Source organism: Paraliobacillus sediminis (assembly GCF_003426055.1).
In genome coordinates, this window is sequence record NZ_QJSI01000002.1 from 794,942 (window position 1) to 821,808 (window position 26,867).

A 26,867-nucleotide genomic window follows, 5' to 3' on the forward strand; every position below is an offset into this window, starting at 1 on the left:
GGTAGAATACATCTATAGAAAAGCAAATTATATATTTTTGATTTTGAATTGATGATGAGGGATAACATGAAAAGTATAAAATCAAAGCTTTTAACATTTTCTCCACCACAAGTATTGGCCTTGAGTTTCTTGGCAGTAATTATAATAGGTACATTAGTATTAAAACTTCCTATTGCTACCACCACTCCTATCAACTGGTTGGATGCTTTATTCACAGCAACATCTGCTACAACAGTAACTGGTTTAATTGTTGTTGATACAGCAACTGCTTTCACACGATTTGGTCAAACGGCCATTATGATTATGATTCAATTTGGCGGGATTGGATTAATGACATTTGCGATATTCACTCTATTAGTAATCGGTCGAAAGATTACATTCAAACAACGTCTATTCTTGTCATCTAGTTTTAATCAAGATACGCCTGGTGGAATCGTTCGTTTAGTTAAATTACTAATGAGTTTTGTTGTTATAGTAGAATTCTGTGGTTTTTTAATTCTTGCGCTAGATTGGGTACCTAAATATGGTTGGTCAGATGGTTTATTTCACAGTATATTTCATAGTATTTCAGCATTTAATAATGCTGGCTTTTCCACATGGTCTGATAGCTTAATGGGACATGCAACTGATCCAGTAGTGAATATTGTCATCACCATTTTATTTATCATTGGCGGGATTGGATTCACAGTTATTGCAGACCTAAAAGCCAATAAGCATTGGCATCCGCTAACCTTGCATACGAAATTAATGCTAATCGGAACATTTGCGCTTAACTTTATTTCCTTACTCGTGATTCTAGCTATCGAATATAATAATCCTTTAACAATTGGTTCATTCAGTCATTTTGATAAAGTAATTACCTCTTACTTTCAAGCTGTAGCACCTCGTACTGCAGGATTCAATACCATTGACATCGGTTCAATGGAAGATGGTTCCCTGTTATATACAATTATGCTGATGTTTATTGGGGGAGGTAGTGGCTCAACGGCTAGTGGTGTAAAGCTGACAACGATTATCGTCGTATTCTTATCCACTTATGCTTTTTTAACTACTAAAGAATCACCTGTCATATTTAAACGTGCTATACCTAGAGCAATAATTATCAGATCATTAGCCATTATGAGTATTGGCTTTGCTGTGATTTTCATTTTTACACTTGCATTAACAATTACAGAAAAGGCAGACTTTTTAATGATACTATTTGAAGTCGTTTCAGCTTTCGGAACGGTTGGTTTATCAATGGGATTGACAGGTTCTTTAACAGATATCGGGAGGGAACTACTTATATTACTGATGTTCATTGGTCGTCTAGGACCATTAACATTTGCTTTTCTTTTAGCAAGACCCCACAATACACACATTCGTTATCCAAAAGGTGACGTTTATACTGGGTGATTTGAAAGATATCCTAGATTCCATAAAAAAGTCGAATCTGGGACAAAAATAAATAAATATTAAAGTAACCGAACTATGCTAGTTGTTAAAACTAGTATAGTTCGGTTACTTGATTTGGTGAAAACAAGTACTTATTTTTTTGGTGAGTAAGTTGCGTTATTAATATTTAGAATAAGAAATTTTGTTATGTTCCAGCGCCGACTTTTTTTCAAACAAATCGGTTACCTAACACTGCTTAAACAAGTATTATTGAAATCAACGCAAGTTTTTATAAAAATATGTATGACTCAAAATAGTGGCACACTTCATTTTCAAATTAATATAGTACATTAGTCCATCTAAATCTGAGGTGATGTTCAATGCCTAAAACTACTTTTACTGCCATTGTTTTGATCTATTGTTCTATTTTTATCGCTAGTAGTATTTATATCATGATCCCTATTCAACCATTATTGACTGAAAAATTTCATATATCACTACATTTTGCCAGTCTGCCTAGTACATTGTTTGTTATTCCTTATGCACTGGGGTTGGTGTTCTTTGGTATTTTGGCTGATCGTATTTCATTACGTAAACTTTTATTAATTGGCATGGCCGTGTTGGCTGTTGTTACCTTATTACTTAGCTTTAGTAATTCCTTTCAAAGTTTACTTGTTTTACGAATGTTCCAAGGATTTCTAGCAGCAAGTTTTGCACCATTAACATTTGCTTATTGCTTTAAATATTTTAAAGATTCTTCCCAAACTTTTGTAATTGCTATGATTAATACCGGGTTTTTATTCGCAGGCGTATTCGGACAAATGACCGCTGTTTTCTTTACCGAATTAAGTTCCTATCACTTTATTTTCACAGCCTTCTTTTATTTTTATTTAAGTTGTTTAATTGGTCTATTTCTTACATTAGAACCATCTAGTCCATCAAGAAGAGATGATACAAAAAAAATCTTACCTATAATTTTAGTGTGTTTTCGTGATCATACATTGCAAAAGGTTTACACGATTACTTTTTTCTTGCTATTCACGATTATGTTATTCTATGGCTCATTTGAAATTTATTTATACAATGGCTTGCGTGATTTCCCATATTCTTCACAACTACTACGCTTGATAAGCTTAATTGGCATCTTACCTGCATTTTTCTCTGGGTTTTTCGTTAAAAAGTGGAGCGTAAAGTCGGTATTGCGGTTTCAATTAGGAATTATGGTAGTTGGGTTTATTCCAGCCGCTATTTCGATAAATGTTTTTACTATATTAATAGCTTCCCTGTTTATGATTGCCTCTACTTCACTTACCATTCCGATGGTGGTCTTGCTCGTAGGAAAACATGCACATTTATTCAAATCGACTGCGATAGCTCTATACTCTTTCGTATTATTAATCGGAGCAAGTATTGGTTCTGTGCTAGCACCATTTATCCCTTTTAGTACTGTTCTTTTCATTATCCCAATTCTATTTATAGTGCTTTTAACATTTTCCTGTTTGCTTCCAAAAAACGAAAAGGATGCTTTCTCTGATTAATTTAATCGAGATAGCATCCTTTTATAGCTAGAGCCATTACTTATAAAAATTCAAAGTAGTGCTTTTTTGTTTTTAATGGCAGATTTTAATCGTTGTTGCATCTCCCCTATTCCTTTTGTACCTAATAATGGATAACGAATATCCTTATTAGGTCCAAATGTTTCTTCAATAATTGGTTGATACTTTTTTCCTGTTAAGGAAATAATTTGATCAAATGCACCTAATTTTTTATCTAACAGTTGACTTTGTAATTCTTCAATTGAAATAACTTCTCCATTATTTTTCACTCCAAATGTCACGTTATAATTTTCTAGTATCGTCTCATTAGGTAACATTAATCCGTGTTTTCCTGATAAAACAACCCATTGATCACAAAACATTTCCGCATATTGTTCACACATTCGATGCAACACACCGACATATGCATCCTTTACCACTGCAGGTCCTTGAGAGGAGTTTCTATCCCAAATCTTTTTTTTGCCACAAGGTATTATTGCTAATTGTTTCATTAATAATCACCTTCCTCTTCTCAAAATATCATACCATAGATAATTTACCATTATTTGTTTAAAAACGCACCAATTAACAACTAATTCCTGTAAGATTTTCTTACCATCAACATCTGACCTATTGCAAATAAAAAAGCACCTTAACACTAGTAACGGCAGTCTTTTAACCTCTTTAACAAATATTTATTCTACATGAAACACACACATTTTTTATAAATATCAGAAAATTTTCACTAAACCTGTTGACCTTATCTCAAAATGGTTGTATGATTGTCGTCAACCAAATAAATTATTTATTCTAATTTTAAAATGAGTTTTTTGAAAATTTAAAACACATATGCAACTTTTCACTAAATGAAAGCATGTTACTTGAACTAACTACACAAAAAGTTGTCACAACTATCAATACTGATGGTATAATAGATTAATACAGATAAGCTATACTATTAACTAAATCGATGAAGAGAACAAAGGAATAAGCATTTGTATTTACAGAGAGCCGGGGTTGCTGGAAGCCCGGAAATACATTTTATTCTGACATCGTCTCTGAGTGTTAAATTGAACAGGTGTAACCTAAGTAGATTTGGCCGGGTGGATCACAGTTCACTCGTTAAAAAAAGAAGTACTCTATTTATAGCGTACTTCATGAGACAATACTTGTAAAAGTGTTGTGAATCAGGGTGGTACCGTGAAAAGCAAAGACCTTTTCTCCCTTGTAATACTGCAATTGAATTAGATGCAGTTTATTTGGAGAAAACAGGTCTTTTTTCTTTTATATTAAAACACTTTAAAAATATGCAGGAGGGATTATAAAATGGCGAAAATGACAATGAAACAGGAAGAACAAGTAAATGCAGCTAACAAAACACCAAAAACAGGGGCAGATCTTTTAGTTGAATCTTTAGTTGATGCTGGTGTAGACACATTATTTGGTTATCCTGGTGGTGCTGTCCTACCAATTTTCGATGCATTATATAGAGCTAAAGGGTCGTTTAATCAAATACTTGCAAGACACGAACAAGGGTCGATTCACGCCGCAGAAGGTTATGCACGTGTTTCAGGGAAACCTGGTGTCGTGATTGCAACTTCTGGTCCAGGTGCGACAAACTTAGTTACAGGAATTGCAGATGCAATGATGGATTCACTGCCACTTGTAGTTTTCACAGGGCAAGTTAACCAAAGTGTCATTGGCACCGATGCTTTCCAAGAAGCAGATATCATGGGGATAACTACTCCAATCACAAAGTATAATTATCAAGTACGTTCTATCAAGGACTTACCTCGTATCGTTAAAGAAGCATTTCATATTGCTTCAACCGGTCGTCCTGGTCCTGTTGTAGTTGATATTCCAAAAGATTTAGCCGCTAATCCATGTGAAGATCATTACGACACTGATTTTTACTTGCCAGGCTATCAACCAACAATTAAACCGAATCCAATGCAAATTAAAAAACTGGGTGAAGCATTAAAAGCAGCTAAAAAACCAGTTATCCTTACTGGTGCAGGCATATCTATTGCGAAAGCATCAGAAGAAATGAAAACATTCGCAGAAGAACATCAAATTCCAGTTACCTCTACACTACTTGGATTGGGTGCATTTCCTGGAGAACACCCTCTATTCTTAGGAATGGCTGGGATGCACGGAACATATGCAGCAAATAAGGCAATTTATGAATGTGACTTGTTAATTAATATTGGAGCACGCTTTGACGATCGACTAACAGGTAACTTAGACCATTTTGCTCCAGCAGCGATCATCACTCATATTGACATAGATCCTGCTGAAATCGGTAAAAATATTACAACACATATTCCGATTGTTGCTGATGCTAAACTTGCACTAACACAAATGCTTACACAGATTAAAACATCATCAGATTTTGGTGACTGGCTTGACCACGTTCAAGAAAACAAACAAGATTATCCGCTTTGGTATAACAAACCTGAATCTGAGATGATTGGTCAATGGGTAATTGAACAAGTTTACAAAGCTACTGAAGGTAAGGCGATTGTTACAACTGACGTTGGGCAGCACCAAATGTGGTCAGCACAATATTACAAATTCAGTCAACCAAATCGTTGGGTAACCTCCGGTGGACTTGGAACAATGGGCTTTGGCTTTCCAGCTGCTATTGGAGCTCAACTCGCCGCTCCCAATGATACAGTTGTAGCAATAGTTGGAGACGGTGGTTTTCAAATGACATTACAAGAACTATCTATCTTACAAGAACGAGGTTTGCCAGTAAAAATCATCATTGTTAATAATTCTGCCTTAGGTATGGTTAGACAATGGCAAGAATCATTTTATGACAAACGTTATTCTGAATCAGTCTTTTCCATCCAACCTGATTTCGTTAAGCTAGCTGAAGCTTATGAAATCAAAGGAGCAAGAATAGATACGCAAAAAGAACTAGCAGAAAAATTACCAGCACTTATCGCTTATGACGGGCCAGTTCTAATTGATTGTCGTGTACTACAACAAGAAAATGTATATCCGATGATTGCACCTGGCAAAGGTATTCATGAAATGATAGGAGTGAAACCATGAAACGAATTATAACAGCTACTGTTCAGAATAGAAGTGGTGTCTTAAACCGAATTACTGGGTTATTACAAAAACGACAATTTAATATTGAAAGCATATCTGTCGGTCGTACTGAGATTGAGGGCATATCTAAAATAACATTTGTTGTCGAAGTGGAAGATAACCAAAAACTAGAACAAGTAACCAAACAGTTAAACAAACAAATTGATGTTCTAAAGGTTTCTGACATAACAGATAAAGCCATTGTTGCTCGTGAGCTTGCGCTAATTAAAATCGTAAGTAACAGCCAGCTACGCGCTGAAATACAAGGTATTATTGAACCATTCCGTGCAAGTGTTATTGATGTAAGTAAAGATACATTATCCATTCAGGTAACAGGTAAACCCGAAAAGGTTGAAGCATTAATTGAACTTTTACGACCATACGGCATTAAAGAATTAGCTCGTACTGGCGTAACGGCATTCCAACGTGGCCAACAGCCACAGGTTGCACAAGAAAACACACCATTTTCATTGCTACACTAAAAGAGAAGTAACATGTATCTTACATTTACTATATAAAACAAAACAAATTTGAGAGGATGTATTCATTATGGCAAAAGTACTATATCACAACGATATTCAAGAAGAGGTTCTAAAATCAAAAAAAATCGCAGTTATTGGATATGGCTCTCAGGGTCATGCACATGCATTGAATTTAAAAGAAAGTGGTTTTGATGTTGTTGTTGGTCTTCGTAAAGGGAAATCTTGGGACAAAGCAGTTGAAGACGGTGTAGAAGTTAAAACAGTTGCTGAAGCTACTAAAGCAGCTGACGTAGTAATGATTCTATTACCTGATGAAAATCAACCTACTATTTACAAAGAAAGTATTGAATCAAACTTAGAAGCTGGTAATGCGTTAGTATTCGCGCATGGTTTCAACGTTCATTTCAATCAAATCGTACCTCCAGCAGATGTAGATGTATTCCTTGTAGCACCAAAAGGTCCAGGACATCTTGTTCGTCGTACATTTGAAGAAGGTGCTGGTGTACCTGCACTTTATGGTATTTATCAAGATTATACTGGTAAAGCAACGGAAACAGCTCTTGCATATGCTAAAGGCATTGGAGCAGGACGTGCAGGAATTCTTAAGACTTCATTCCAAGAAGAGACAGAAACTGACCTATTCGGTGAGCAAGCTGTTCTATGTGGTGGTGTTAGTAGCCTAGTTAAAGCTGGTTTTGAAACTCTTACAGAGGCTGGTTACCAACCAGAAGTTGCTTATTTTGAGTGTATGCATGAACTTAAATTAATCGTTGACTTAATGTATGAGGGTGGACTTGAAGGCATGCGTTACTCTATCTCTGATACAGCACAATGGGGAGATTATGTTTCTGGACCACGCGTTGTGAATGCAGAAACAAAAGCTCGCATGAAAGACGTATTAACTGATATTCAAACAGGTGTATTTGCTAAAGGTTGGATTTTAGAGAACCAAGCAAATCGTCCACAGTTTAACGCTATTACTGCTTCAGAAAATAAACACCAAATTGAAAAAGTTGGGAAAGAACTTCGTGAGTTAATGCCCTTTGTAAATCAAAGAGCAAAAGCTAAGAAAGAAGTGGTCACGAATGACTCGAATTAAGATATTTGATACCACACTTCGGGACGGCGAACAGTCCCCTGGTGTGAATTTGAACCAACTTGAAAAACTTGAAATTGCTAAACAATTAGAACGCTTGGGCGTTGATGTTATGGAGGCAGGTTTTCCTGCTTCCTCCCAAGGTGATTTTGATGCAGTTCAAAAAATTGCGGATACAATCGAAAATGTGACGGTTACAGCATTAGCACGAGCGTTTAAATCAGATATTGATCGCGCATGGGAAGCTATTAAAAATGCTAAAAAACCAAGAATACATGTTTTTATTGCAACCTCCCCTATTCACATGGAATATAAATTAAAAAAAACCGCTGAAGAAGTAACGGATATTGCAGTTAACATGGTACGTTACGCGAAAGAAAAATGTGATGATATCGAATGGTCAGCAGAAGATGCATCTCGAACTGATTTACCTTTTTTGGCCTCTATTATTGAGAAAGTAATTGATGCTGGAGCAACAGTAATTAACTTACCAGATACGGTAGGGTTTACGACACCAAAGGAATATGGCGAAATGTTTCATTACATCAAAGAAACTGTACCGAATATCGACAAAGTTGATTTATCTTGTCACTGTCATGATGACCTTGGAATGGCAGCAGCAAACTCTATTGCAGCGATTCAGAATGGTGCAACACAAATTGAAGGTACAATTAATGGTATTGGAGAACGTGCAGGTAATGTCGCTTTAGAGGAAATAGCAGTTGCATTTAAAATACGAGAAGATTTTTATCCTTATACTACTAATTTAACATTAAAAGAAATAAAGCGAACAAGCGATCTGATTAGTAAACTTACTGGAATGGTTGTTCCCGGTAATAAAGCAGTTGTTGGTCGTAATGCATTTGCTCATGAGTCAGGTATTCACCAAGATGGTGTACTAAAAAACGCGCAAACGTATGAAATAATTACACCTGAACTAGTCGGTATTCAATCTAATAACTTAGTACTAGGAAAGCATTCAGGACGACATGCCTTTAAAGATAAAATTGAGCAACTAGAATTCACTTTAACAGAAGAACAAATCACAGAAGCCTTTAAATCTTTTAAACTTTTAACGGATAGAAAAAAAGAAGTAACCGAAGATGACTTATTTGTTATTTTAACTGATATTCAGACTGATTTAAGTACGCGTAAAAAGTATGAGCTCCTTTCTTTTCAAGTGCAATATGGTACACATAACTTACCCACAGCAACAGTTGCATTAACTACACCAGAGGGTAAAAAGGTAGAAACTGCTCGCACTGGGCAAGGAAGCGTAGAAGCTTTATATAATACGATTGAAGCATTAATTGAAGAAAAAATTCAACTTACTGATTTCACATTAAATTCAATTGGTAAGGGTACGGATGCCTTAGCAGAGGTACATGTAAGTATGACTGTAGAAGAATACAAGACTTCTATGAGCGGTCGTGGGACAGCTCAAGATGTTTTAGAAGCTGCTGCTCATGCCTTTATAAATGCAATAAACAGAATTTTCTTAACTAAAAATAATACTAAAAAAATAGATGCGTCTGAAAATATCTAACCAATTGGAGGATAAATGATGGAAAAAAATATAGTACTTCTTCCTGGTGATGGAATTGGACCTGAAATTATCGATGCTGCAACAGAAGTTCTATCCGTTATTGGAACTAAATTTGGCCATACCTTTACATTTGATTCGCAAGCAATTGGAGGAAGTGCTATCGATCTATACGACACTCCCCTTCCCGATCAAACGGTTTCAGCCTGTAAACAAGCAGATGCTATTTTATTAGGTGCAGTTGGTGGACCAAAATGGGATAACAACCCTTCTCACTTACGACCCGAACGAGGCCTACTAGGCATTCGCAAGGCATTAGATTTATATGCGAATTTACGTCCTGTTAAAGGGTTCAAAAAACTATTAAGTGCTTCTCCATTAAAAGAGGAAGTTATTAAAGGCAGTGACTTGTTAATCGTCAGAGAATTAACTGGTGGTTTATATTTTGGAACACCTAGTGAGCGACGCGATAATGGTAATGCTGTTGTCGATACATTAAGTTATAGTCGTTATGAAATGGAACGTATTATCGATAAAGGGTTTCAAAGTGCACAATTACGTAGCAAGAAACTCACCTCAGTTGATAAAGCAAATGTTTTAGAATCTAGTAAACTATGGCGAGAAATTGTCGAAGAAAAAAAGGCTACCTATCCAGACGTCGAAGTTGAACATTTACTAGTAGATGCTGCCGCAATGAAATTAATTACCAATCCGAGTCAATTTGATGTAATTGTGACAGAGAATATGTTTGGCGACATTTTAAGTGATGAAGCTTCTGTCTTAACTGGTTCATTAGGAATGCTACCATCTGCAAGCTTAGCTGAAAATGGCGTTGGTTTATATGAACCAGCACATGGTTCAGCACCAGATATTGCCGGTTTAGGGATAGCGAACCCTATTGCAACATTATTATCAGCTGCCCTGATGTTACGCTACTCTTTTTCATTCGAAGAAGAAGCAGCTTTAATCGAAGAAGCAATTGAAGCGTGTATAGATAAAGGATACTATACTGCTGATTTACAAGTTCAAAGTGGAAAGAAAATAAACACAGAGGAAATGACTGAAGCTATTATTGCTTATATCGAGCAAAAATAATAACCTTCATTTTCACAAAAGTAAAGGAGTGATTTCTAACATGGGAAAAGCCAAAACAGTTATCGAAAAAATCTGGGATAAACATGTTGTCCATGAAGAAGAAGGTAAACCAGATCTTCTCTATATTGACCTTCACCTTGTTCATGAAGTTACCTCCCCTCAAGCTTTTGAGGGATTGCGTTTGCAAGGTCGGACGGTTCGTCAACCAAATCGAACATTTGCAACGATGGATCACAACGTACCTACTGTGCACCGAAATGTTATTAAAGATGAAGTATCAAAAAAACAAATGGATCAACTAAAAATAAACTGTAAAGAATTCGGTGTACCTTTGGCAGGTATTAATCACCGTCATCAAGGTATTGTACACGTCATTGGTCCTGAACTTGGTTTAACACAACCTGGAAAGACAATTGTATGTGGAGACAGTCATACATCTACACACGGTGCCTTTGGTGCTTTAGCATTTGGTATTGGTACGAGTGAAGTAGAGCATGTTCTTGCTACGCAAACAATCTGGCAAGCAAAACCTAAAACCTTGAATGTAAAAATCGACGGAAAATTAGGTGTCGGTATAACGGCTAAAGATTTAATACTTGCTATAATCGGTAAATTTGGTGTTAAATTCGGAACTGGTTATGTCATTGAATATACCGGTGAAGCGATTCGAAGTCTATCTATGGAAGGTCGTATGACCATCTGTAACATGTCGATCGAAGCTGGAGCTCGTGCTGGCTTAGTAAGTCCAGATGACACAACAGTTGACTATCTTCGTGGAAAACAATATATACCAAAAGATGAAGATACATTTAACCAGTTGGCTTCAGACTGGAAAGCACTTGCTAGTGATGAAGGTGCCAGTTATGACGCTATGGTAGAAATGAATGCAGCAGAAATTGAACCACAAGTTACATGGGGAACGAACCCAAGTATGTGTATTCCAATTAGTGCTAATATTCCTAGTCCTGATGATGCAACATCTGAGAATGATAGAAATGAAATAATTAGTGCATTAGAATATATGGGATTAGAAGCCGGTAAACCAATATCATCGGTAGAAATAAAGCATGTTTTTATCGGATCTTGTACAAATTCACGACTAGCTGATTTACAACGTGCTGCCGAGATCATTAATGGTAGAAAAGTACACCCGAATGTACGCGCTTTGGTAGTTCCTGGCTCACAGTCTGTTAAAACAGCAGCTGAAGAACTTGGATTAGATCGTGTCTTTATTGATGCTGGTTTTGAATGGCGTGGAGCCGGTTGTAGTATGTGTCTTGCAATGAATGATGATGTTGTCCCTTCTGGTGAACGTTGTGCCTCTACTTCAAACCGTAACTTTGAAGGACGTCAAGGTACTGGTGCACAAACACACCTAGTTAGTCCAGAAATGGCTGCTGCTGCTGCAATTGAAGGACGATTCGTTGATGTCCGCAACTTGCCTGTAGGTGTGTAAGCTTAATGGATGTGAGGTAACAAATTAATAGATTTCCACTATTAATTTGTTACCTCACTCCCCTTTTACCATTAAATTAATTAGGAGGTACTTCAAATGGAACCAATTCGCAAACATAATGGACTTGTTTATCCACTGAATCGAGCTAATGTTGATACAGATCAAATCATTCCAAAACAATTCTTAAAAAGAATTTCTCGTTTAGGGTTTGGCGAGTTCTTATTCTATAATTGGCGTTATGATGAAAAGGGTCAACCTAGACCTGATTTTTCTTTAAATCAACCCAAATATACAAATGCTTCTATTTTAGTTGCAGGTGATAACTTTGGTTGTGGTTCCTCTCGTGAGCATGCTCCTTGGGCTCTACAAGATTTTGGTTTTAGAGTTATAATAGCATCTAGTTTTGCAGACATTTTCTATAATAACTGCACAAAAAATGGTATTTTACCTGTTCGTTTAACCGATCAAGAAGCACAACAATTAATTGAAAATGCACAAGCAAAGGACTATAACATCACAGTAGATTTAGAATCAAAGAAAGTTTACGATAGTGAAGGTTTTGAAGCTAGCTTTGACGTTGCGGCGTATCAAAGAGAAATGCTTTTAAATGGTTGGGATGAAATAGCAGTAACTTTAACCCAAGCAGATAAAATCGATAAATTCGAATCAAACCATATCATTCACCCAGCTGTTATCACAAACTAAAAAAACCTCCTTATAGGAGGTTTTTTTAGTTTTTTTATAAGACCTTCTTGCTAGTTAAACGACGCAATAGATAGAAACTGCGACGTAACTTCCTTACCCGCTACGTCAGCAAATGGGCTCCCTTTCTGTGGGCACAGCCTCAGCTAACTTGGTAAAGAAAAACACTTTACCAAGTGGATCTTCGGCTTGTGCTGTTCCCACTAGAGTGTCACCCATTTGCTTCCTTCGCTGGATAGCGTATCATTGTGACAAATATCATTATTATTATATAACGAAGCAATTTATCTCTATTATTATCACGGTATAAGAAACTAGCGTATCAAGTGAAATTGACGACACTCCTGCAGGAACAGCACGGGCTGAAGATCCACTTTGGAAAGCGCTTTTTGCTTTCCAAAGTTAGCTGAAGCCGTGCCTGCGGAAAGGGAGTCAATTTCACTTGTGAAGCGGGTCAAGAAATCCTGTTACGTCGCAGTTGATAAATATAATGAATCAATATTATAAATATCCCGCTTAATTTAATGATCATGGCTGTGTATGACTTCCTCTGAGGTTACGTTTGTTTCCATATGATCGTGTACTTTGCAGTATCTTACTTCTGTTCTAACTTTATTTATCACGTTGCACGTTTTTTCCTTTTGAATAAAATGGTGCCACACATTAAAATCATGAGAATAAATTGGAACATGATGATAGGAAACCCTTTGGATCTCCCATATATGATTCTCAGATTGTCGCTCATCTTCATGTGCAGCTTGCACAATAGTTGGCTGCATAAAACACATTACGATAAAACCACATGCTAACCCTATTTTCATTGCAGTAACTCCCTTTCACCAAACACTTTCTTTTTTTGTTAGTTTACCTCACATTTAATAAACTATACCTAACAAAAAGTTGAAATAATTATCAGAATTTTCAAAATATATCGTCAGGCAATCTTACAAACTAGTGTTTTTTTGTGTGAACTCTCTATACACTTAGTCTGTAGGATGTTCCAACAACACTTTTCACCAAAGTTCTATACCTTTTACATAGAACTTTTAAAAAAACAAGGGGGATTTAATTTGAGAAATCGAAAAAATTATTTATCTGCATTATTGGCTAGCTTTTTCTTGATTCTCGCACTATTTTTAACTGGATGTTCATCCGATGAGGATGCTAGCACAGATGAAAGTGATACACCTACAGAAGAAGAAACGGATACGGAAGAAACTTCTTCTGACAGCGACGCTGGCTCTACTCTCGCTGCTGTTGAAGAAAGAGGAGAAGTTGTTGTTGGTGGTAATAGTCAATTACCTGGTTTTGGTTATGTAAATGAAGACGGTGATTATGAAGGTTTTGATATTGATTTTGGTAAAGCACTTGCTGCCGCTATCTTTGATGATCCAGAAGCGATTGAAGTAAGACCCCTTTCTGCTCAAGAACGTTTTACCGCTTTACAAACCGGTGAAATTGACGTTCTGATTCGAAATACAACATGGACAACTACTCGCGATACTGAACTAGGAACAAATTTTGGCCCAACTACTTTTTATGATGGTCAAGGAATGATGGTAACAAAAGAGAGTGGTATAACTACTCTAGCTGATTTAGCTGGAGCACGTATCGGTGTTGAAACAGGTACGACAACAGAAATGAACTTAGCTGACCAATTCCGGAAATTAGGTATTGAATATGAACAAGTAGTATTTGATGATAGCGATTCATTAGTTGAGGCATATGAAGCAGGTACAGTTGATGCGTGGACTACTGATAAATCAGGTCTAGTTTCACGTCAAGCAACATTAGCTGAACCTGATGCACATCTAATCCTTACTGAGGCTTTATCGAAAGAACCACTTGGACCAACAGTAAGACAAGGTGATGATCAATGGTTCAACATTGTTAAATGGGTAACATTTGCAATTATTGAGGCTGAAGAACTAGAAATCACCTCTGAAAATATTGATGATTTTATGGACAGTGAAGATCCTGTAGTTCGTAGATTCTTAGGAATCGAAGGTGAACTTGGTAGTTTAATGGGTTTACCAAATGACTTCGCTTATCGTGTAATCAAACATGTTGGTAACTATGAAGAGATATACAATCGTAATTTAGGCACAGATTCAGTCTTTAATTTAGAACGTGGTTATAATACAAACTGGAAAGATGGTGGATTACTCTACTCTCCACCATTCAATTAAGATTATCTAATAAATGATCAAGATCTGCTCTCTTCAGTTAAGGGAGCAGGTCAATTTATTTCTATACGGAAGGGTGAATAACATGAATAAAGAACAAACTGTCCGTACACCGTTCTGGCGTGATAATCGAATTCTACCTATCCTATTTCAAGTAACATTCGTCATTTTCATTTTTCTTGTTGGTGCTTATTTAATTAATAATGCACGTGCTGGATTGGATCGGATTGGAATGGATTTAGGCGTTGGATTTTTAAACAATACTGCCTCATTTAACATTTCTGAATCAATGATTGATTATCAACCCACTGATACATATCTACGAGCAATTTTAGTTGGAATTCTAAACACAATCAAGGTAGCAATAATTGGAATTTTTTTCGCCACTTTAATTGGGGTTTTTGTTGGTATCTCACGCCTTTCTACGAATTGGCTCGTTCAAAAATTAGCAGGATTGTATATTGATGTATTTCGTAATACACCTTTACTTGTTCAAATATTCATCTGGTATTTTGCAGTTTTATTACCCTTGCCAGCTGTTGAAGAAAGTGTAAAGATCGGACCTGCATTCTTGAGTAATCGTGGCATTGCGATACCATGGTTAAATATGAACGCCCACACGTTTACATGGCTACTTCTATTTTTTATTGGTCTAGTAGGTGCACTCATTCTATGGAAAATAAAACGAACAAAACAAATTGAAACAGGTAATAAAAAGTATCCTGTTGTTTGGGGTATAGGAACCTTAATACTCTCTCTTCTCCTTGCATTTGTGATTACCGTGTCTGGGCCAGTAAATATAGATACGCCAGTTCTAGGTACTTTTAATTTCGAAGGTGGGTATATTATATCACCAGAATTCTTAGCTGTTTTACTAGGTTTAACCATTTATACAGCAACTTATATTGCTGAAATTGTTCGTGGCGGTATCCTTTCCGTTGCTAAAGGGCAAAAAGAAGCAGCCAAAGCATTGGGGTTAAAAAGTTCTACCACAATGCGTCTCGTTGTTTTTCCACAAGCTGTAAGGATTATCATACCACCATTAACAAGTCAGTATCTTAATCTCACTAAAAACTCAAGTTTAGCGATTGCAGCAGGATACGCAGACTTAGTATTTGTTGCAAATACAACAATGAATCAAGCAGGACATTTTATAGAAATGATTGTCATTATGATTTTGGTTTACTTAACTTTAAGTTTAATAACGTCTGTCTTTATGAATTTCTATAATGCCAAATCTCGTTTAGTGGAGAGGTGAGTAGAATGAATTTGAATACAAATACAAACCAAGTAACAAGCTCCATTAAGCCACCGAAAAATTCACCAGGTATATTAACGTGGCTAAAAAGGAATATGTTTAATAGTTGGTGGAATGTTTTATTATCCTTTATTTCAATTTTTTTGCTCTATCAAATAGTCTCTGGTACAGCAAATTGGGTATTCATCACTGCCGAATGGGATGTAATTAGTAATAACTACCGCTTGTTTATGGTTGGTCAGTATGAACGATCGGAGCTGTGGCGCGTTTGGGCTGGATTAGGATTTATCTCTCTTTTATTCGGGATGTCAGCTGGTATTTGGAAAGGCACACCCCGTATCCTTTCTGGTGTATTAATCTTTCTATATCTCGTTCATATTGTCGTACCGTTTACATCAGGAACTAGCAAACTATGGTTACTATCCACTATCGCGTTAATTATTGCAGGATATATTATTACGCCATATTTACCAAAGAAAAAAATGATTGTGATAATCGGCTTTTGTTTAGCCTTTCCACTAATTATCTTTTTGCTAAATGGATTTGGTATCTTACCTGCAGTGAAATCAAATGTATGGGGTGGTTTACTCTTTACTGTATTATTATCAGCTGTAGCGATTATCTTTTCTTTCCCAATCGGAATTTTACTTGCATTAGGACGTACAAGTAAGCTGCCAGTAATAAAATACTTTTGTATCGGTTATATAGAAGTTATTCGCGGCATTCCTCTAATTACTGTATTGTTCATGGCTCAAATATTAATACCTATATTCTTACCGGAAGGTTTTGAAATCACCAATATTATTCGCGTTATGATAGGTTGTACGTTATTTACAGCCGCCTATATGGCTGAGAACGTGCGTGGGGGGCTTCAGTCTATCCCGAATGGTCAATACGAAGCTTCAAAAGCAATTGGCTTAAATTCCATACATTCGATGACATTCATCATTATGCCACAAGCATTACGCGCTGTAATTCCCGCCATTGTGGGACAGAGTATTTCCATGTTTAAAGATACTTCTCTCGTTGCAATTGTTGGATTATTCGATATTTTAGGTATTGCGCAAACAGTCAAGTCTAACCCTGATTACCTAGGACGACATATGGAAGTGTATCTATTCATTGCGCTCGTTTATTGGGTAATTGCTTATGCAATGGCCTACTCTAGTCGCCGTTTAGAACGATCTTTAGGTGTCGGTGAACGCTAATAACTAATAAGGAGGAATTGATATGATCGAAAGTACCGCGAAACAAACAGAACAAGGTCCGATAATAGAATGTAAGAAAGTAAACAAATGGTTTGGTGATCTGCATGTGTTAAAAGATGTTACATTAACAGCAAATAAAGGCGAAGTTATCGTTATACTCGGTCCCTCGGGATCTGGAAAATCAACCTTTATCCGAACTATTAACGGACTAGAGGAAATACAAAAAGGAAAAATTCATATTGATGGTATTAATCTTTCACATGATATTAAAGATATTGAGGCAATTCGAAAAGAAACAGGGATGGTTTTTCAACAATTCAATCTTTTCCCTCATATGACTATTTTAAAGAATATCACATTAGCACCAATATGGGTTCGAAAAAAACCAAAAGCAGCAGCAGAAAAACTTGCACAAGAATTATTAGAACGCGTAGGAATTCCTGAACAAGCCGATAAATATCCAGGTCAACTTTCAGGTGGTCAACAACAACGCGTTGCGATCGCAAGGGCATTAGCAATGCAACCAGAAATTATGTTGTTTGACGAACCAACTTCTGCACTAGATCCAGAAATGATTAAAGAGGTTTTAGATGTTATGAAAGAATTAGCACGTTCAGGTATGACCATGTTAGTTGTCACACATGAAATGGGTTTTGCCAGAGAAGTTGCTGACCGCATCGTTCTTTTTGACCAGGGCGAGATTATTGAATCTGGTTCTCCTGAAGAATTATTTGATAATCCTAAAGAAGATCGTACAAAGCTATTTTTATCCCAAATACTATAACAATAATACAAAGGATCTGTCATTTTTGAACAGATCCTTTGCATGTATCACAATCTTTTTTCTAAAAAGTGAAGCGAACAACCTTCTGGCATACGGAACTTGACACTCCATCACCTTTCGAGGTACCTGATAACTAAAGCAGTTTCGAACAATCCCGTCAACGCAATATTGATTCATAGCTTATTTTTTTAAATGAACCATTCATCAAAAGCCATGCGATCATTGCCAACAAGACACCTAGCCCTAGCAAAACCCAAATATTAATAAAAATAAGACCGGTAAATTGTCCGACTACAAGAAATATTATCGGCAAAACTAAAAGAGAGCTGCGTTGCTGAGATTCCTCCATGGTCTGCGCTTTGGCTGACCCCCGCACAATCAACGTAATTGCAATTAAAGAGACTGCTGGTGAGAGTAACAAAAGTACCACTAGCCAGCTAATGTCCGGTAACAGCAGGCCACCTGTTGTCAGCAGTATTTCAAGTTGAGTTACAACTGTCATAAGGATAAAAGACAGGATGGCTACCAGTTCGCTCATGATAAACGAAGATAGTATCTTGGCCCGGAATATTTGTTTTAGAGAAAGAGGACAATATAAGAGCGTTTCCAGTGTTCGCTTTTCCTTCTCCCCAACAAAAGAACTCGCCGCCATAATTGATGCGGTCATAATAGGAATTATGATAAAGAAAACAGGCATAATGTTGTTTATTATCAAAGATATAACAGCGTTCTTCATGTTATCTAGTTGTAATCCCATAGGTAACTTACGGAGCATAGCTTCAAAGTCGTTCAAATCATTCGGCATAAAATGAACTAACATAATAAAAATTGAGGGCACAACGACTGTCAGCGCTATTGGAACGCATATCATGCCTATAAGCAACCGCTTGTTAGCGGTGATACCTCGCAAATCCTTTCTTATTAAAGATGATTGCATTGTATTCATAACTTTTTAGCCTCCTTCTGCTCTTTTCGCTTCTCAATCAGAGAGAAGTAAATTTCCTCCAACGACAATTTCTTTGCCGATATGGAATAAACGTTGCCACCAGCATCCACAATGCGTTTCACAATCGGTGGAATATCATCCTCCGTCTGCACATTAATTTCAACCCACTGTCCTTCAGTTCTATTGAAAGACACGTCTACAGGAAAACGATCTGCCTTTATGCGCACATTTAACCCGGAGAAAAGGTTACTTCGCAAAACATCAATACTACCTACTGCCAACAATGTCCCATCATCAATCAACCCATAGGAGGAACAGACCTCTTGAGCGTATCGTAACTGATGCGTACATAGGAAAACCGTAGTTCCTTTATCGTGTGCCAATTCTTTAATCATATTATTTACACTTTGTGCGCTCATAGGATCCAAGCCGGAGGTAGGTTCATCCAGGAATAGTATTTTTGGTGCATGGATCATGGCCCTAGCCAATGAAAGACGTTGGCGCATACCGGTAGAGTAAGTGGCCAGCTTTTTGTCTTTGGTAGCAGTAAGATCCAATCTCTCTAGCAACGCAAGTGCTCGTTTACGGCTTTCTTCTTTTGGTATTCCAAATAACGTACCATAAAAAATAATGTTTTCCAGTCCGGTTAGGTTGTCGTACATTTGTGCATGTTCCGTAACCACACCAGATATAGCGTGAACCTCCTCTGTTCTAACCGAGGAATTCATACCAAAAACATGGCAAGAACCTTCTGATGGAGAGATCATGCCATTTAAAAGTTTTACCGCAGTAGTCTTTCCAGCCCCATTAGGGCCCAAAAAACCAAATACTTCCCCTTCGTTGAGTTCAAAACTGACGTTATCCAATGCTTTTTTTCCTCCAGCGTATATTTTTGTCAGCTTTTCAGCGATAATTGCTTTCATGTGTTTTCCTCCCTGTTCAATAATTGTATTTATAACCTCTCAAAATAATATAATCATTATCTTTTTGATTATATTATCATTATGATAATATAATGTCAATAGATAAGCCCCCTTGTCTATGGGCGACAAGAAAGCTTTGAAAGACTATTTATTGTGATTTTCCGGCGGTGAAATAATCAAGCCAACATTTCGTAATTTTCTATCCGACTTAGGCCTATTCTTATATAGCGGTTGAATAATTTTCGCGTATTCCTCTATCGCCAAGGCCAATTCTTCCTCGGTTGCATATATTGGCGCAAGAGAAAAGCCCGACTGATCTTTTTGAATATCTATATCCGGATTTTTATAATACTCTTGAAATCGTTTGATAAAACTAAAAACATATTGCGTAAACATTTGTATATAAGCATCACCCGCATTTGGACCGGTTAACTCTTCTCCACTGATATCTAATTTAATGGCAACCGCATAAGTTTTTTCTATAGTCCCTCTCACTTGATTTTCTTCAACCACTTTCAAAATACCGTCATTTGTCATACGTTTCAGATAACGGTAAAGGGTTGCTTGTGGAATATCGTTATATATTTCCGCAAGTTGCTTAGCGGTTGCTTTTTCAGCAGTATGTAGCTCTAATAACAGTTTGCATTTTACTGGGTGTGTAAAGCAATCCATAACTTTTTGGTCCATAACATCCCCTCCCTTTTTGTGATAATATTATCACTTTGATAATACATAGTCAAATCATCTTGTAAACTGAAAATTACCTCAAATGTTAATTAAAAGTCCACTACCTAATTTTCACATATATGGTAAAAAGTTTATACAATAAAGAAAACCAAATTGAGAAACCTCTTATAGATGAGCAAAGGGTAAAGTCAACGCTAATAAATAAATATTTATTTGATTGGGTTAGCGCTAAAAAGATGGACCTTCTATAGTCGAAGGTCCATCTTTTTTAGGCTTCTAAAAATTTAACACAAACTGCTTCTGGTGCTGTAACATCTTTTTGTAACAATGTTAGTTTTCCTGTTTCTTCATTCCTACTAAAGAGTGCTAATGTGTTTGAATTTTGGTTAGCTGCAACTAAGAATTTTTCAGTAGGATCTAAAGCGAAATCTCTTGGCCAATCACCTGCAGTTGCTGTCCATTCAACAAAAGTGAGTTTATTTGTTGCTTGATCTATTGCAAACACTGCAATACTGTTGTGACCACGATTTGCTACGTAAATAAATTTACCGTCTTTTGTTATATGAATAGCACTACCATCATTTACATCAGTGTGATCCGATGGAATAGCTTTAATAGCTTGTATTTCCGTAAAGTGACCATCTTTTGCATCATATTCTAATGCAATAACTTCAGATGTTAATTCAGTCATAATATATGCATGTTTACCATCTGGATGGAAAACAATGTGACGCGGACCACTTCCAGGTTTTGGTTCAAAAGTTTGAACTTTCGTTAATTTACCCTTGTCTACAGCATAAGTAATTACATGATCACTACCCAAATCAATTGCGATTAAATGTTTCTCATCTGGTGTGAAGCCCGCGTAGTGGATATGTGGTTTTTCTTGACGGTCATGTGGTCCAGATCCTTCATGTTCTGCAACATCTACAAGTGATTGCAGCGAACCATTTGCAGAAGTTAGATAAGATTCTACCTTCTTTGTGTGGTAATTTGCTGTAACCACATTCGCATTATCTTTTGAAACACTAACATGGCAAGGTGGTGAACCAGCAGAAGCCAAACTATTTAATTGTGTTAAGTCTCCTGTCTGTTCATTTATAGAAAATGCCGTTACACCACCTTCTTCGCCTTCTTTTGATACCGCATACAGAAACTTGTTGTCTTTCGTTGTCGTAAGGTATGTTGGGTTATCTAGCTTTGCTACAGGAGTTACATTGGTAATCATTTCTTTTTCCAAATCTAATGTAAATTTATATACCCCTTCACTTGCTTTCTTTGTATACGAACCAATATAGCCTATTAAATTTTTCCCCATCACGTAAAACTCCTTTATGTATTGTATAGTTTCATTAATTATAACAAAAGAAGATCGTTATCGCCATGTATACACTTAATGAATTTTAAATTGAACGAGCAGACGAATTGATTTATTCGCCTACTCGTTAGTTTGTTACATATTTTTATTTTGTGTCATAGCAGAAGTCATTTTATTCATCGCATTTTTTCCGCCACCATTACGTCTCATGCTGTAATAAGTTGCAGCACCTACACCAATAGATGCAAGCATCGGAAGCATCATACCTCTATTTTTTTGCATTAGTTGTTCACCCCCTGCTTATACTTTTTACTAATTCCCCTAGAATACAACCTGTAATTTTTGACAAGCAGTGTCTGCAGTTTTATCTATTTTGACTTTAAATAACAACTCTTATTAAGAAAAGGTACTTCAGAACTAATAAAAAAGCTGCAGGATTATAGTATCCTACAGCTTTTTTCTAACTATATTATTTTCGAATTAATTGTCTGTTTTACTTGTTCGGCAATTTCAGTTGGGACCTTTGCTATTTGTATGACTATCCCAATACTTGTATTTACTATCAATTTACTAATTGGCACGTCTTGTGAACGAGAACCGATTGCAAAACGCTTTTCAGTACCTTGATCCTCTATTTGACAATTTAAAACATCTTTAAAATTAACACGCTTATCAACTGATAAATCCTCTGTATTCATCTTAAAATAAAAAACACGTTTATCTGTAACAAATAATAAATCGGTCGGCTTATCAAAAGTAGTTGCCATTTCTATTAATACTTCGTCCGTGTCTAACTTGTTTTTCTTAAAAACATCGGTATATTTCTTAATGATTTTTTTGCGTCCAAATCCAGCTTCATTAATTGTCTCTTCAATGGTATTCATCGCAGTACACTACCTCCTGAGTCAAACTTAACTATAAGCTAATTCTAGCATAACCAAACATTTTATGTTAAAAATATTTAATATTTTTTTTCATACCATACTTTAGCAGCATCTACTTCCGAACGAGTCAATTGATGGCCTTGGTTTTCCCAATGTAGGGTAACATCTGCACCGTTATCTTCTAAAACTTTATATAATTCCTTGGACTCAGCTTCCTTGCATAATGGATCATTGTGTCCTGCTCCAATAAAGACATCAACACTCTTAAGGTCAGGTAATGTGATATTCCTTCTAGGGACCATTGGGTGGTGTAAGATAGCGCCTTTTAATGCTTGCTCATGGTGAAATAATAAACTCCCCGCGATATTAGCACCATTTGAGTAGCCAATAGCAACAATATTAGCACGATCAAATTTATACTTATCTGCTGCTTCTGATAGGAATTCATTTAACTCTGTTGTTTGCTTTATTAAATCTTCTTCATCAAAAACGCCTTCCTCTAATCTCCTGAAGAAACGTGCCATACCATTTTCAGAAACATTTCCTTTGACACTTAGAACATTAGCAGTTGGATCAATTATTTCAGCTAGCGGTAGAAGATCTTGCTCTGTTCCACCTGTCCCATGTAATAATAATAATGTCCGATCTGAAGTACCTTCGTTAAATATATGTTTCATTTTATATTTCCCTTCCTTTCATTCGTTCGTATCTTGAATTCAAGATAATTATATGAATAATTAGAATGAGAGTCAAATAATACAATTATCTTTCATGCATCTTCTCTATTATTTATTGAATAATTGTTGGAAATCATCTTTATTAACCTTTTTAAGCTGTTCTTGTTCTTGACTATACCGTGCTTGGTTATATAGTTGGTCTAATTTTAATCGTGTTTCTTTTTCCAATAATTGATCTTGATCAATTCGAGTTAAAAGTTCATGTGCCGTTTCATTCTTCATTACTTCGTATCCTTCAGCTTGCGCTTTTTTAACAAATTGGCGATATAGAAAACGAATTTTTTCGGTTTCTGATAGTACTTCCCATTTTTTTTGTTTTAACAAGCGCAATTTCACAAACTTACTTGTCTGTCCTTTTATTTTATTTTGAAATTTATTCCAATCAAATAATGTTTCTTTTTCATCAGGGTGTGTTTGTGTGTTTTTATCAAGTAAAGATTTCCCACCTATTATTTCTATCATACGGTGAATGATGGAAATTACCCATACAATAAATTTTTTGAAGTTGTTTGATATTTTATACACGATAAATATTACAGCTACTATAAACACGACAATAGCAGTAATAGTGGCGACCATTTCCAGAATTCGAGCAAATTGAGATGGTTCATTTATTTCTTCCACTTGAAAAGGCATTTCACTTGGTGCTTCTTGTACTGGTTCTTCTATAGGGGCATCACTTTCAAAGAGACCAAAAAAACTAGAAATTGTTAAAAACATCATCCGTAACGTAGTTATTATAATTGTTTTGACTAAACCGAACTGTGTAAATATTGTTATAACAGCTAGCATGATCGTAATATAGACATAGTTTTGTTTTCGAATACCCGCGTTAACCGACTTTTTATCATTATTATCTAAAGTTGCCTCTTCCAAATGACTTGTATTTGATCTAAAAAGTAAAAGTACTAAAAACACTATGCCGCTTGCAGTTATGACTGGTAAATACGTTTCGAATGCTGTTGTATAACGATAAATGAAATAACTGATAAAGTATAACGGTACTCCAAATGACCACATAATATGAACAGGGAGTAGTACGTTCCAATTCGTTCTACTGTATTGAATTCCACGAAAGAGAATGCCACTGCTTAATAGTAAGACTCCAATCTTTTGAATGAGTGTACCATCATATAAAAGCATGTGGATAAGCGCAATAGAAAATATACTTAAAGTAATTAATACTTTTTTTTGAAAGAACTTGCCAATGCAAATGCCTAGCATGTATAAGAGTAGTATCCCTATTAAAAAGTACACATATAAAGAGACAGGGACGAACCAAATTGTTACACCAAGTAATATAGGAAAGAACCCTATATATTCAATAAAAGTCTGTGGAAAGGTTTGAAATACGTCATTACGCTGTATCACAATTCTCCTCCTTTGGGTTGATCAACATCTTCTGAAGTCATCCAAATTATTTCAACGGCATGGCCTTTATTTCGAAGTTGGTCAATTTGGTGTTGTGTCTCATTTGAAATGCGAGGGGTGATCAATACATAATCAATATTTCTGCTGTCATTACTAACTGCATCTTTAAGCAAATAATGAAAATTCCTACTACGATCGTATGTAAGTTGTGCCATAGAATCCAATAAATAAAATAAATGTCCATCACCGCTTGCAGGAAATATATTAACAAACGGTTTTATCTGCTCAAATTTATCTTTTTCCAATACGGCATTTGTTGCAAAACCTGTTTCAATCCCTTTGCTAATTGTATAATGTGCAATTGATGCCGCGTACCGAATAGAACTTTCAACTAATTGTTTATCTTCAATTGGTAGTTTAATATCGTCAGATTGATCGACATTCAAATAAATCATGACGTAATGATCTGCAGTATTGTCATACATGTTTACTTGTAATTGACTTGTCCGTGCAAATGCTTTCCAATTTATCGTATTAATTGGATCAGATTCTTGATAAGTTCGTGTACCAATCTTCATAAAAGGGTCATTCATAATCCAACTTTTTACTGTTTGTTCACCTATAAAGCTATGCACCGGTAAGGATAACTCCTCTAACTCTAATAATTTCGGATAGACAGTCAACACTGCATTCGTATCAAATTGCTGAAACCTTTCTTTAAAACCAAATAGGTCACCTGTTGCAAGTGACACCGTCTGCAGTTTATATACACCCCGCTTTAAACATGTTACTTCGTGCCTTCTCGTTATTTTTTGATATGGTAGAAAACTAAATAATGTACGATGAAATTGTTTATCTTCTGACAAGTGATCGGCTGTCTGTTTTATTTCTAAATTTAGATTGATTTTAGATTCTAAGCGTACCCACGGTAATGGCAATATCTTCTCATTAGCTATTTGATCAATAAGCTCTACATGTTGTCCTTCAAAAACAGCTTCTTTGTTAAATTTCCGATTATACGTTATTTTAGCTAAGCCCCATCTTTGAAAAAGAATACCTTGCATATAAATGAGTAAAATAGTTACGAACATGATCCAAGCGATATTCATAATTTATGAACCTTCTGTTGAAAATGATTCGGTTGGAACTGCGATACGCTCAAATATATTTTCAATAACAAGATCGGCTCCATTTAAGCTTCTACTAGCCATTGTTTTTAGGACTAATCGATGACTTAGAACAGATTTTGCCATCATTTTAATATCATCAGGGATGACGTGTTCTCTCCCTTTAATTGTTGCGTATGCTTGTACCGCTCGCAATAACGCTTGTGAACCACGAGGACTGATTCCAATTAATACCTCTTGATGGTGCCTTGTTTCCTCCACAATCGCCATTATATATTCTAATACTTCATCACTTACATATGTACCTGTAAATAGACTTTGTGCTTCTACAAGTGTTTCTTTATTCACAACTGCTTGAAGTGACTTTAATGGATCATTATCTTTAAAGCGCTTTAGTATTTCCATTCCTTCTTCTTTATCTGGATAGCCCATTTTTATTTTTAAGAAAAAACGATCTAACTGTGCTTCTGGTAATGGAAATGTTCCTTGATTCTCGATCGGATTTTGTGTAGCTATTACCATAAACGGCCGGTCCAGTATATAAGTTTTTCCATCTATCGTTACTTGTCGTTCTTCCATACTCTCTAATAAACTGGATTGTGTTCGAGGTGTTGCGCGATTAATTTCATCCGCTAATAGCAGATTCGTAAATAATGGGCCCGGTTGAAATTCAAATTCACCCTTATTCGTTCGATAGATCGTCAGTCCCGTTACATCCGTGGGCAAGAGATCTGGTGTAAATTGTATCCTGTTAAACCTACAGTCTAGTGAAGTCGCCAAAGATTTTGCTAACAATGTTTTCCCTGTGCCAGGAACATCTTCTAACAACACATGACGTGATGCAAGTAACGCTACTAAGAGTTGTTCAACAACATCGGATTTTCCAACAATGACTTTTTGTATATTCTCTTTTATTTTATTCGTCATCGCTTGAATATCTTTTGATTTCATAATTAACACGTCTCCCTTTCGTGGTTGCGCTTTCAATTATATTACTATAAGTAACATAAAAAAAGTATAAAGTATGTTTATATTTCAAAATATCGGGAAAAATAG

At 36.1% G+C, this 26,867-nt stretch carries 25 protein-coding genes; 13 read left to right on the forward strand and 12 right to left on the reverse strand.

Annotated elements, in window-relative coordinates; genetic code table 11:
• Positions 1–66 precede the first annotated feature (66 nt).
• Positions 67–1,395 carry a TrkH family potassium uptake protein gene (locus D2K60_RS10105; protein WP_117169876.1) on the forward strand — a complete coding sequence of 443 codons (1,329 nt, stop codon included), beginning with the start codon at positions 67–69 and terminating at the stop codon, positions 1,393–1,395.
• A gap of 359 nt (positions 1,396–1,754) precedes the next feature.
• Complete coding sequence (locus D2K60_RS10110; RefSeq protein ID WP_117169877.1) at positions 1,755–2,912, forward strand: MFS transporter; 1,158 nt, start codon at positions 1,755–1,757, stop codon at positions 2,910–2,912.
• 50 nt (positions 2,913–2,962) lie between these two features.
• Here D2K60_RS10110 and D2K60_RS10115 read toward each other — a convergent pair whose 3' ends face one another.
• On the reverse strand, positions 2,963–3,421 hold the full coding sequence (locus D2K60_RS10115) for a DUF6884 domain-containing protein (RefSeq protein WP_117169878.1): 459 nt from the start codon (positions 3,419–3,421) through the stop codon (positions 2,963–2,965).
• A gap of 814 nt (positions 3,422–4,235) precedes the next feature.
• On the opposite strand from D2K60_RS10115, the gene ilvB reads away from it, so the two are divergent.
• The 7 genes from ilvB to leuD all read left to right on the forward strand — a co-directional run bounded on the left by ilvB (position 4,236) and on the right by leuD (position 12,385).
• Positions 4,236–5,969, forward strand: coding sequence for a biosynthetic-type acetolactate synthase large subunit (ilvB, locus tag D2K60_RS10120; protein WP_420818815.1), 1,734 nt, complete (start codon positions 4,236–4,238; stop codon positions 5,967–5,969).
• Positions 5,966–6,490: an acetolactate synthase small subunit gene (gene ilvN, locus D2K60_RS10125; protein ID WP_117169879.1), complete on the forward strand. Its 525-nt coding sequence runs from the start codon at positions 5,966–5,968 to the stop codon at positions 6,488–6,490. The genes ilvB and ilvN overlap by 4 nt, the downstream gene beginning before the upstream one ends.
• A 67-nt stretch (positions 6,491–6,557) precedes the next feature.
• Positions 6,558–7,589, forward strand: a complete 1,032-nt coding sequence (gene ilvC, locus D2K60_RS10130; protein ID WP_117169880.1) for a ketol-acid reductoisomerase — start codon at positions 6,558–6,560, stop codon at positions 7,587–7,589.
• A complete protein-coding gene (locus D2K60_RS10135; protein ID WP_117169881.1) occupies positions 7,576–9,132 on the forward strand; it encodes a 2-isopropylmalate synthase in 1,557 nt (518 codons plus the stop codon). Before ilvC ends, D2K60_RS10135 begins: the two co-directional genes overlap by 14 nt.
• Positions 9,133–9,150: 18 nt before the next feature.
• On the forward strand, positions 9,151–10,224 hold the full coding sequence (gene leuB, locus D2K60_RS10140; protein WP_117169882.1) for a 3-isopropylmalate dehydrogenase: 1,074 nt from the start codon (positions 9,151–9,153) through the stop codon (positions 10,222–10,224).
• Positions 10,225–10,264: 40 nt separating this feature from the next.
• The gene (gene leuC / locus D2K60_RS10145; RefSeq protein ID WP_117169883.1) at positions 10,265–11,680 is read left to right on the forward strand and encodes a 3-isopropylmalate dehydratase large subunit; all 1,416 of its coding nucleotides are present in this window, start codon (positions 10,265–10,267) and stop codon (positions 11,678–11,680) included.
• A 96-nt stretch (positions 11,681–11,776) separates the two neighbouring features.
• Complete coding sequence (gene leuD / locus D2K60_RS10150; protein WP_117169884.1) at positions 11,777–12,385, forward strand: 3-isopropylmalate dehydratase small subunit; 609 nt, start codon at positions 11,777–11,779, stop codon at positions 12,383–12,385.
• 518 nt (positions 12,386–12,903) lie between these two features.
• On the opposite strand, the gene D2K60_RS10155 is transcribed toward leuD, so the two are convergent.
• Positions 12,904–13,203, reverse strand: a complete 300-nt coding sequence (locus D2K60_RS10155) for a hypothetical protein (RefSeq protein WP_117169885.1) — start codon at positions 13,201–13,203, stop codon at positions 12,904–12,906.
• 249 nt (positions 13,204–13,452) lie between these two features.
• On the opposite strand from D2K60_RS10155, the gene D2K60_RS10160 reads away from it, so the two are divergent.
• The 4 genes from D2K60_RS10160 to D2K60_RS10175 all read left to right on the forward strand — a co-directional run bounded on the left by D2K60_RS10160 (position 13,453) and on the right by D2K60_RS10175 (position 17,818).
• Positions 13,453–14,571: an amino acid ABC transporter substrate-binding protein gene (locus D2K60_RS10160; RefSeq protein ID WP_240335292.1), complete on the forward strand. Its 1,119-nt coding sequence runs from the start codon at positions 13,453–13,455 to the stop codon at positions 14,569–14,571.
• An 82-nt stretch (positions 14,572–14,653) separates the two neighbouring features.
• Positions 14,654–15,826 (forward strand): amino acid ABC transporter permease, encoded by a 1,173-nt coding sequence (locus D2K60_RS10165; protein ID WP_117169887.1) that lies wholly within the window; start codon positions 14,654–14,656, stop codon positions 15,824–15,826.
• 5 nt (positions 15,827–15,831) lie between these two features.
• The gene (locus tag D2K60_RS10170) at positions 15,832–17,034 is read left to right on the forward strand and encodes an amino acid ABC transporter permease (RefSeq protein ID WP_117169888.1); all 1,203 of its coding nucleotides are present in this window, start codon (positions 15,832–15,834) and stop codon (positions 17,032–17,034) included.
• A 22-nt stretch (positions 17,035–17,056) separates the two neighbouring features.
• Complete coding sequence (locus D2K60_RS10175) at positions 17,057–17,818, forward strand: amino acid ABC transporter ATP-binding protein (RefSeq protein WP_117169889.1); 762 nt, start codon at positions 17,057–17,059, stop codon at positions 17,816–17,818.
• A 157-nt stretch (positions 17,819–17,975) separates the two neighbouring features.
• On the opposite strand, the gene D2K60_RS10180 is transcribed toward D2K60_RS10175, so the two are convergent.
• From D2K60_RS10180 to D2K60_RS10220, 10 genes are all read right to left on the reverse strand, one after another.
• Positions 17,976–18,764: an ABC transporter permease subunit gene (locus D2K60_RS10180; protein WP_117169890.1), complete on the reverse strand. Its 789-nt coding sequence runs from the start codon at positions 18,762–18,764 to the stop codon at positions 17,976–17,978.
• The gene (locus D2K60_RS10185) at positions 18,761–19,687 is read right to left on the reverse strand and encodes an ABC transporter ATP-binding protein (protein ID WP_117169891.1); all 927 of its coding nucleotides are present in this window, start codon (positions 19,685–19,687) and stop codon (positions 18,761–18,763) included. Before D2K60_RS10185 ends, D2K60_RS10180 begins: the two co-directional genes overlap by 4 nt.
• Positions 19,688–19,831: 144 nt before the next feature.
• Positions 19,832–20,374: a helix-turn-helix domain-containing protein gene (locus D2K60_RS10190; protein ID WP_117169892.1), complete on the reverse strand. Its 543-nt coding sequence runs from the start codon at positions 20,372–20,374 to the stop codon at positions 19,832–19,834.
• Between the two features lie 268 nt (positions 20,375–20,642).
• A complete protein-coding gene (locus D2K60_RS10195; protein WP_117169893.1) occupies positions 20,643–21,692 on the reverse strand; it encodes a lactonase family protein in 1,050 nt (349 codons plus the stop codon).
• 135 nt (positions 21,693–21,827) lie between these two features.
• Entirely contained in the window at positions 21,828–21,974 is a 147-nt protein-coding gene (locus tag D2K60_RS20645) for a hypothetical protein (protein WP_162880719.1), read from the reverse strand.
• 182 nt (positions 21,975–22,156) lie between these two features.
• Positions 22,157–22,576 (reverse strand): hypothetical protein, encoded by a 420-nt coding sequence (locus tag D2K60_RS10200; RefSeq protein WP_117169894.1) that lies wholly within the window; start codon positions 22,574–22,576, stop codon positions 22,157–22,159.
• Between the two features lie 77 nt (positions 22,577–22,653).
• Positions 22,654–23,253 carry an alpha/beta hydrolase gene (locus D2K60_RS10205; protein ID WP_117169895.1) on the reverse strand — a complete coding sequence of 200 codons (600 nt, stop codon included), beginning with the start codon at positions 23,251–23,253 and terminating at the stop codon, positions 22,654–22,656.
• Positions 23,254–23,361: 108 nt separating this feature from the next.
• On the reverse strand, positions 23,362–24,684 hold the full coding sequence (locus D2K60_RS10210) for a DUF4129 domain-containing protein (protein WP_117169896.1): 1,323 nt from the start codon (positions 24,682–24,684) through the stop codon (positions 23,362–23,364).
• Positions 24,681–25,793: a DUF58 domain-containing protein gene (locus D2K60_RS10215; protein ID WP_117169897.1), complete on the reverse strand. Its 1,113-nt coding sequence runs from the start codon at positions 25,791–25,793 to the stop codon at positions 24,681–24,683. The genes D2K60_RS10210 and D2K60_RS10215 overlap by 4 nt, the downstream gene beginning before the upstream one ends.
• Positions 25,794–25,796: 3 nt before the next feature.
• Positions 25,797–26,762 (reverse strand): AAA family ATPase, encoded by a 966-nt coding sequence (locus D2K60_RS10220; protein ID WP_117169898.1) that lies wholly within the window; start codon positions 26,760–26,762, stop codon positions 25,797–25,799.
• Positions 26,763–26,867: the final 105 nt, after the last annotated feature.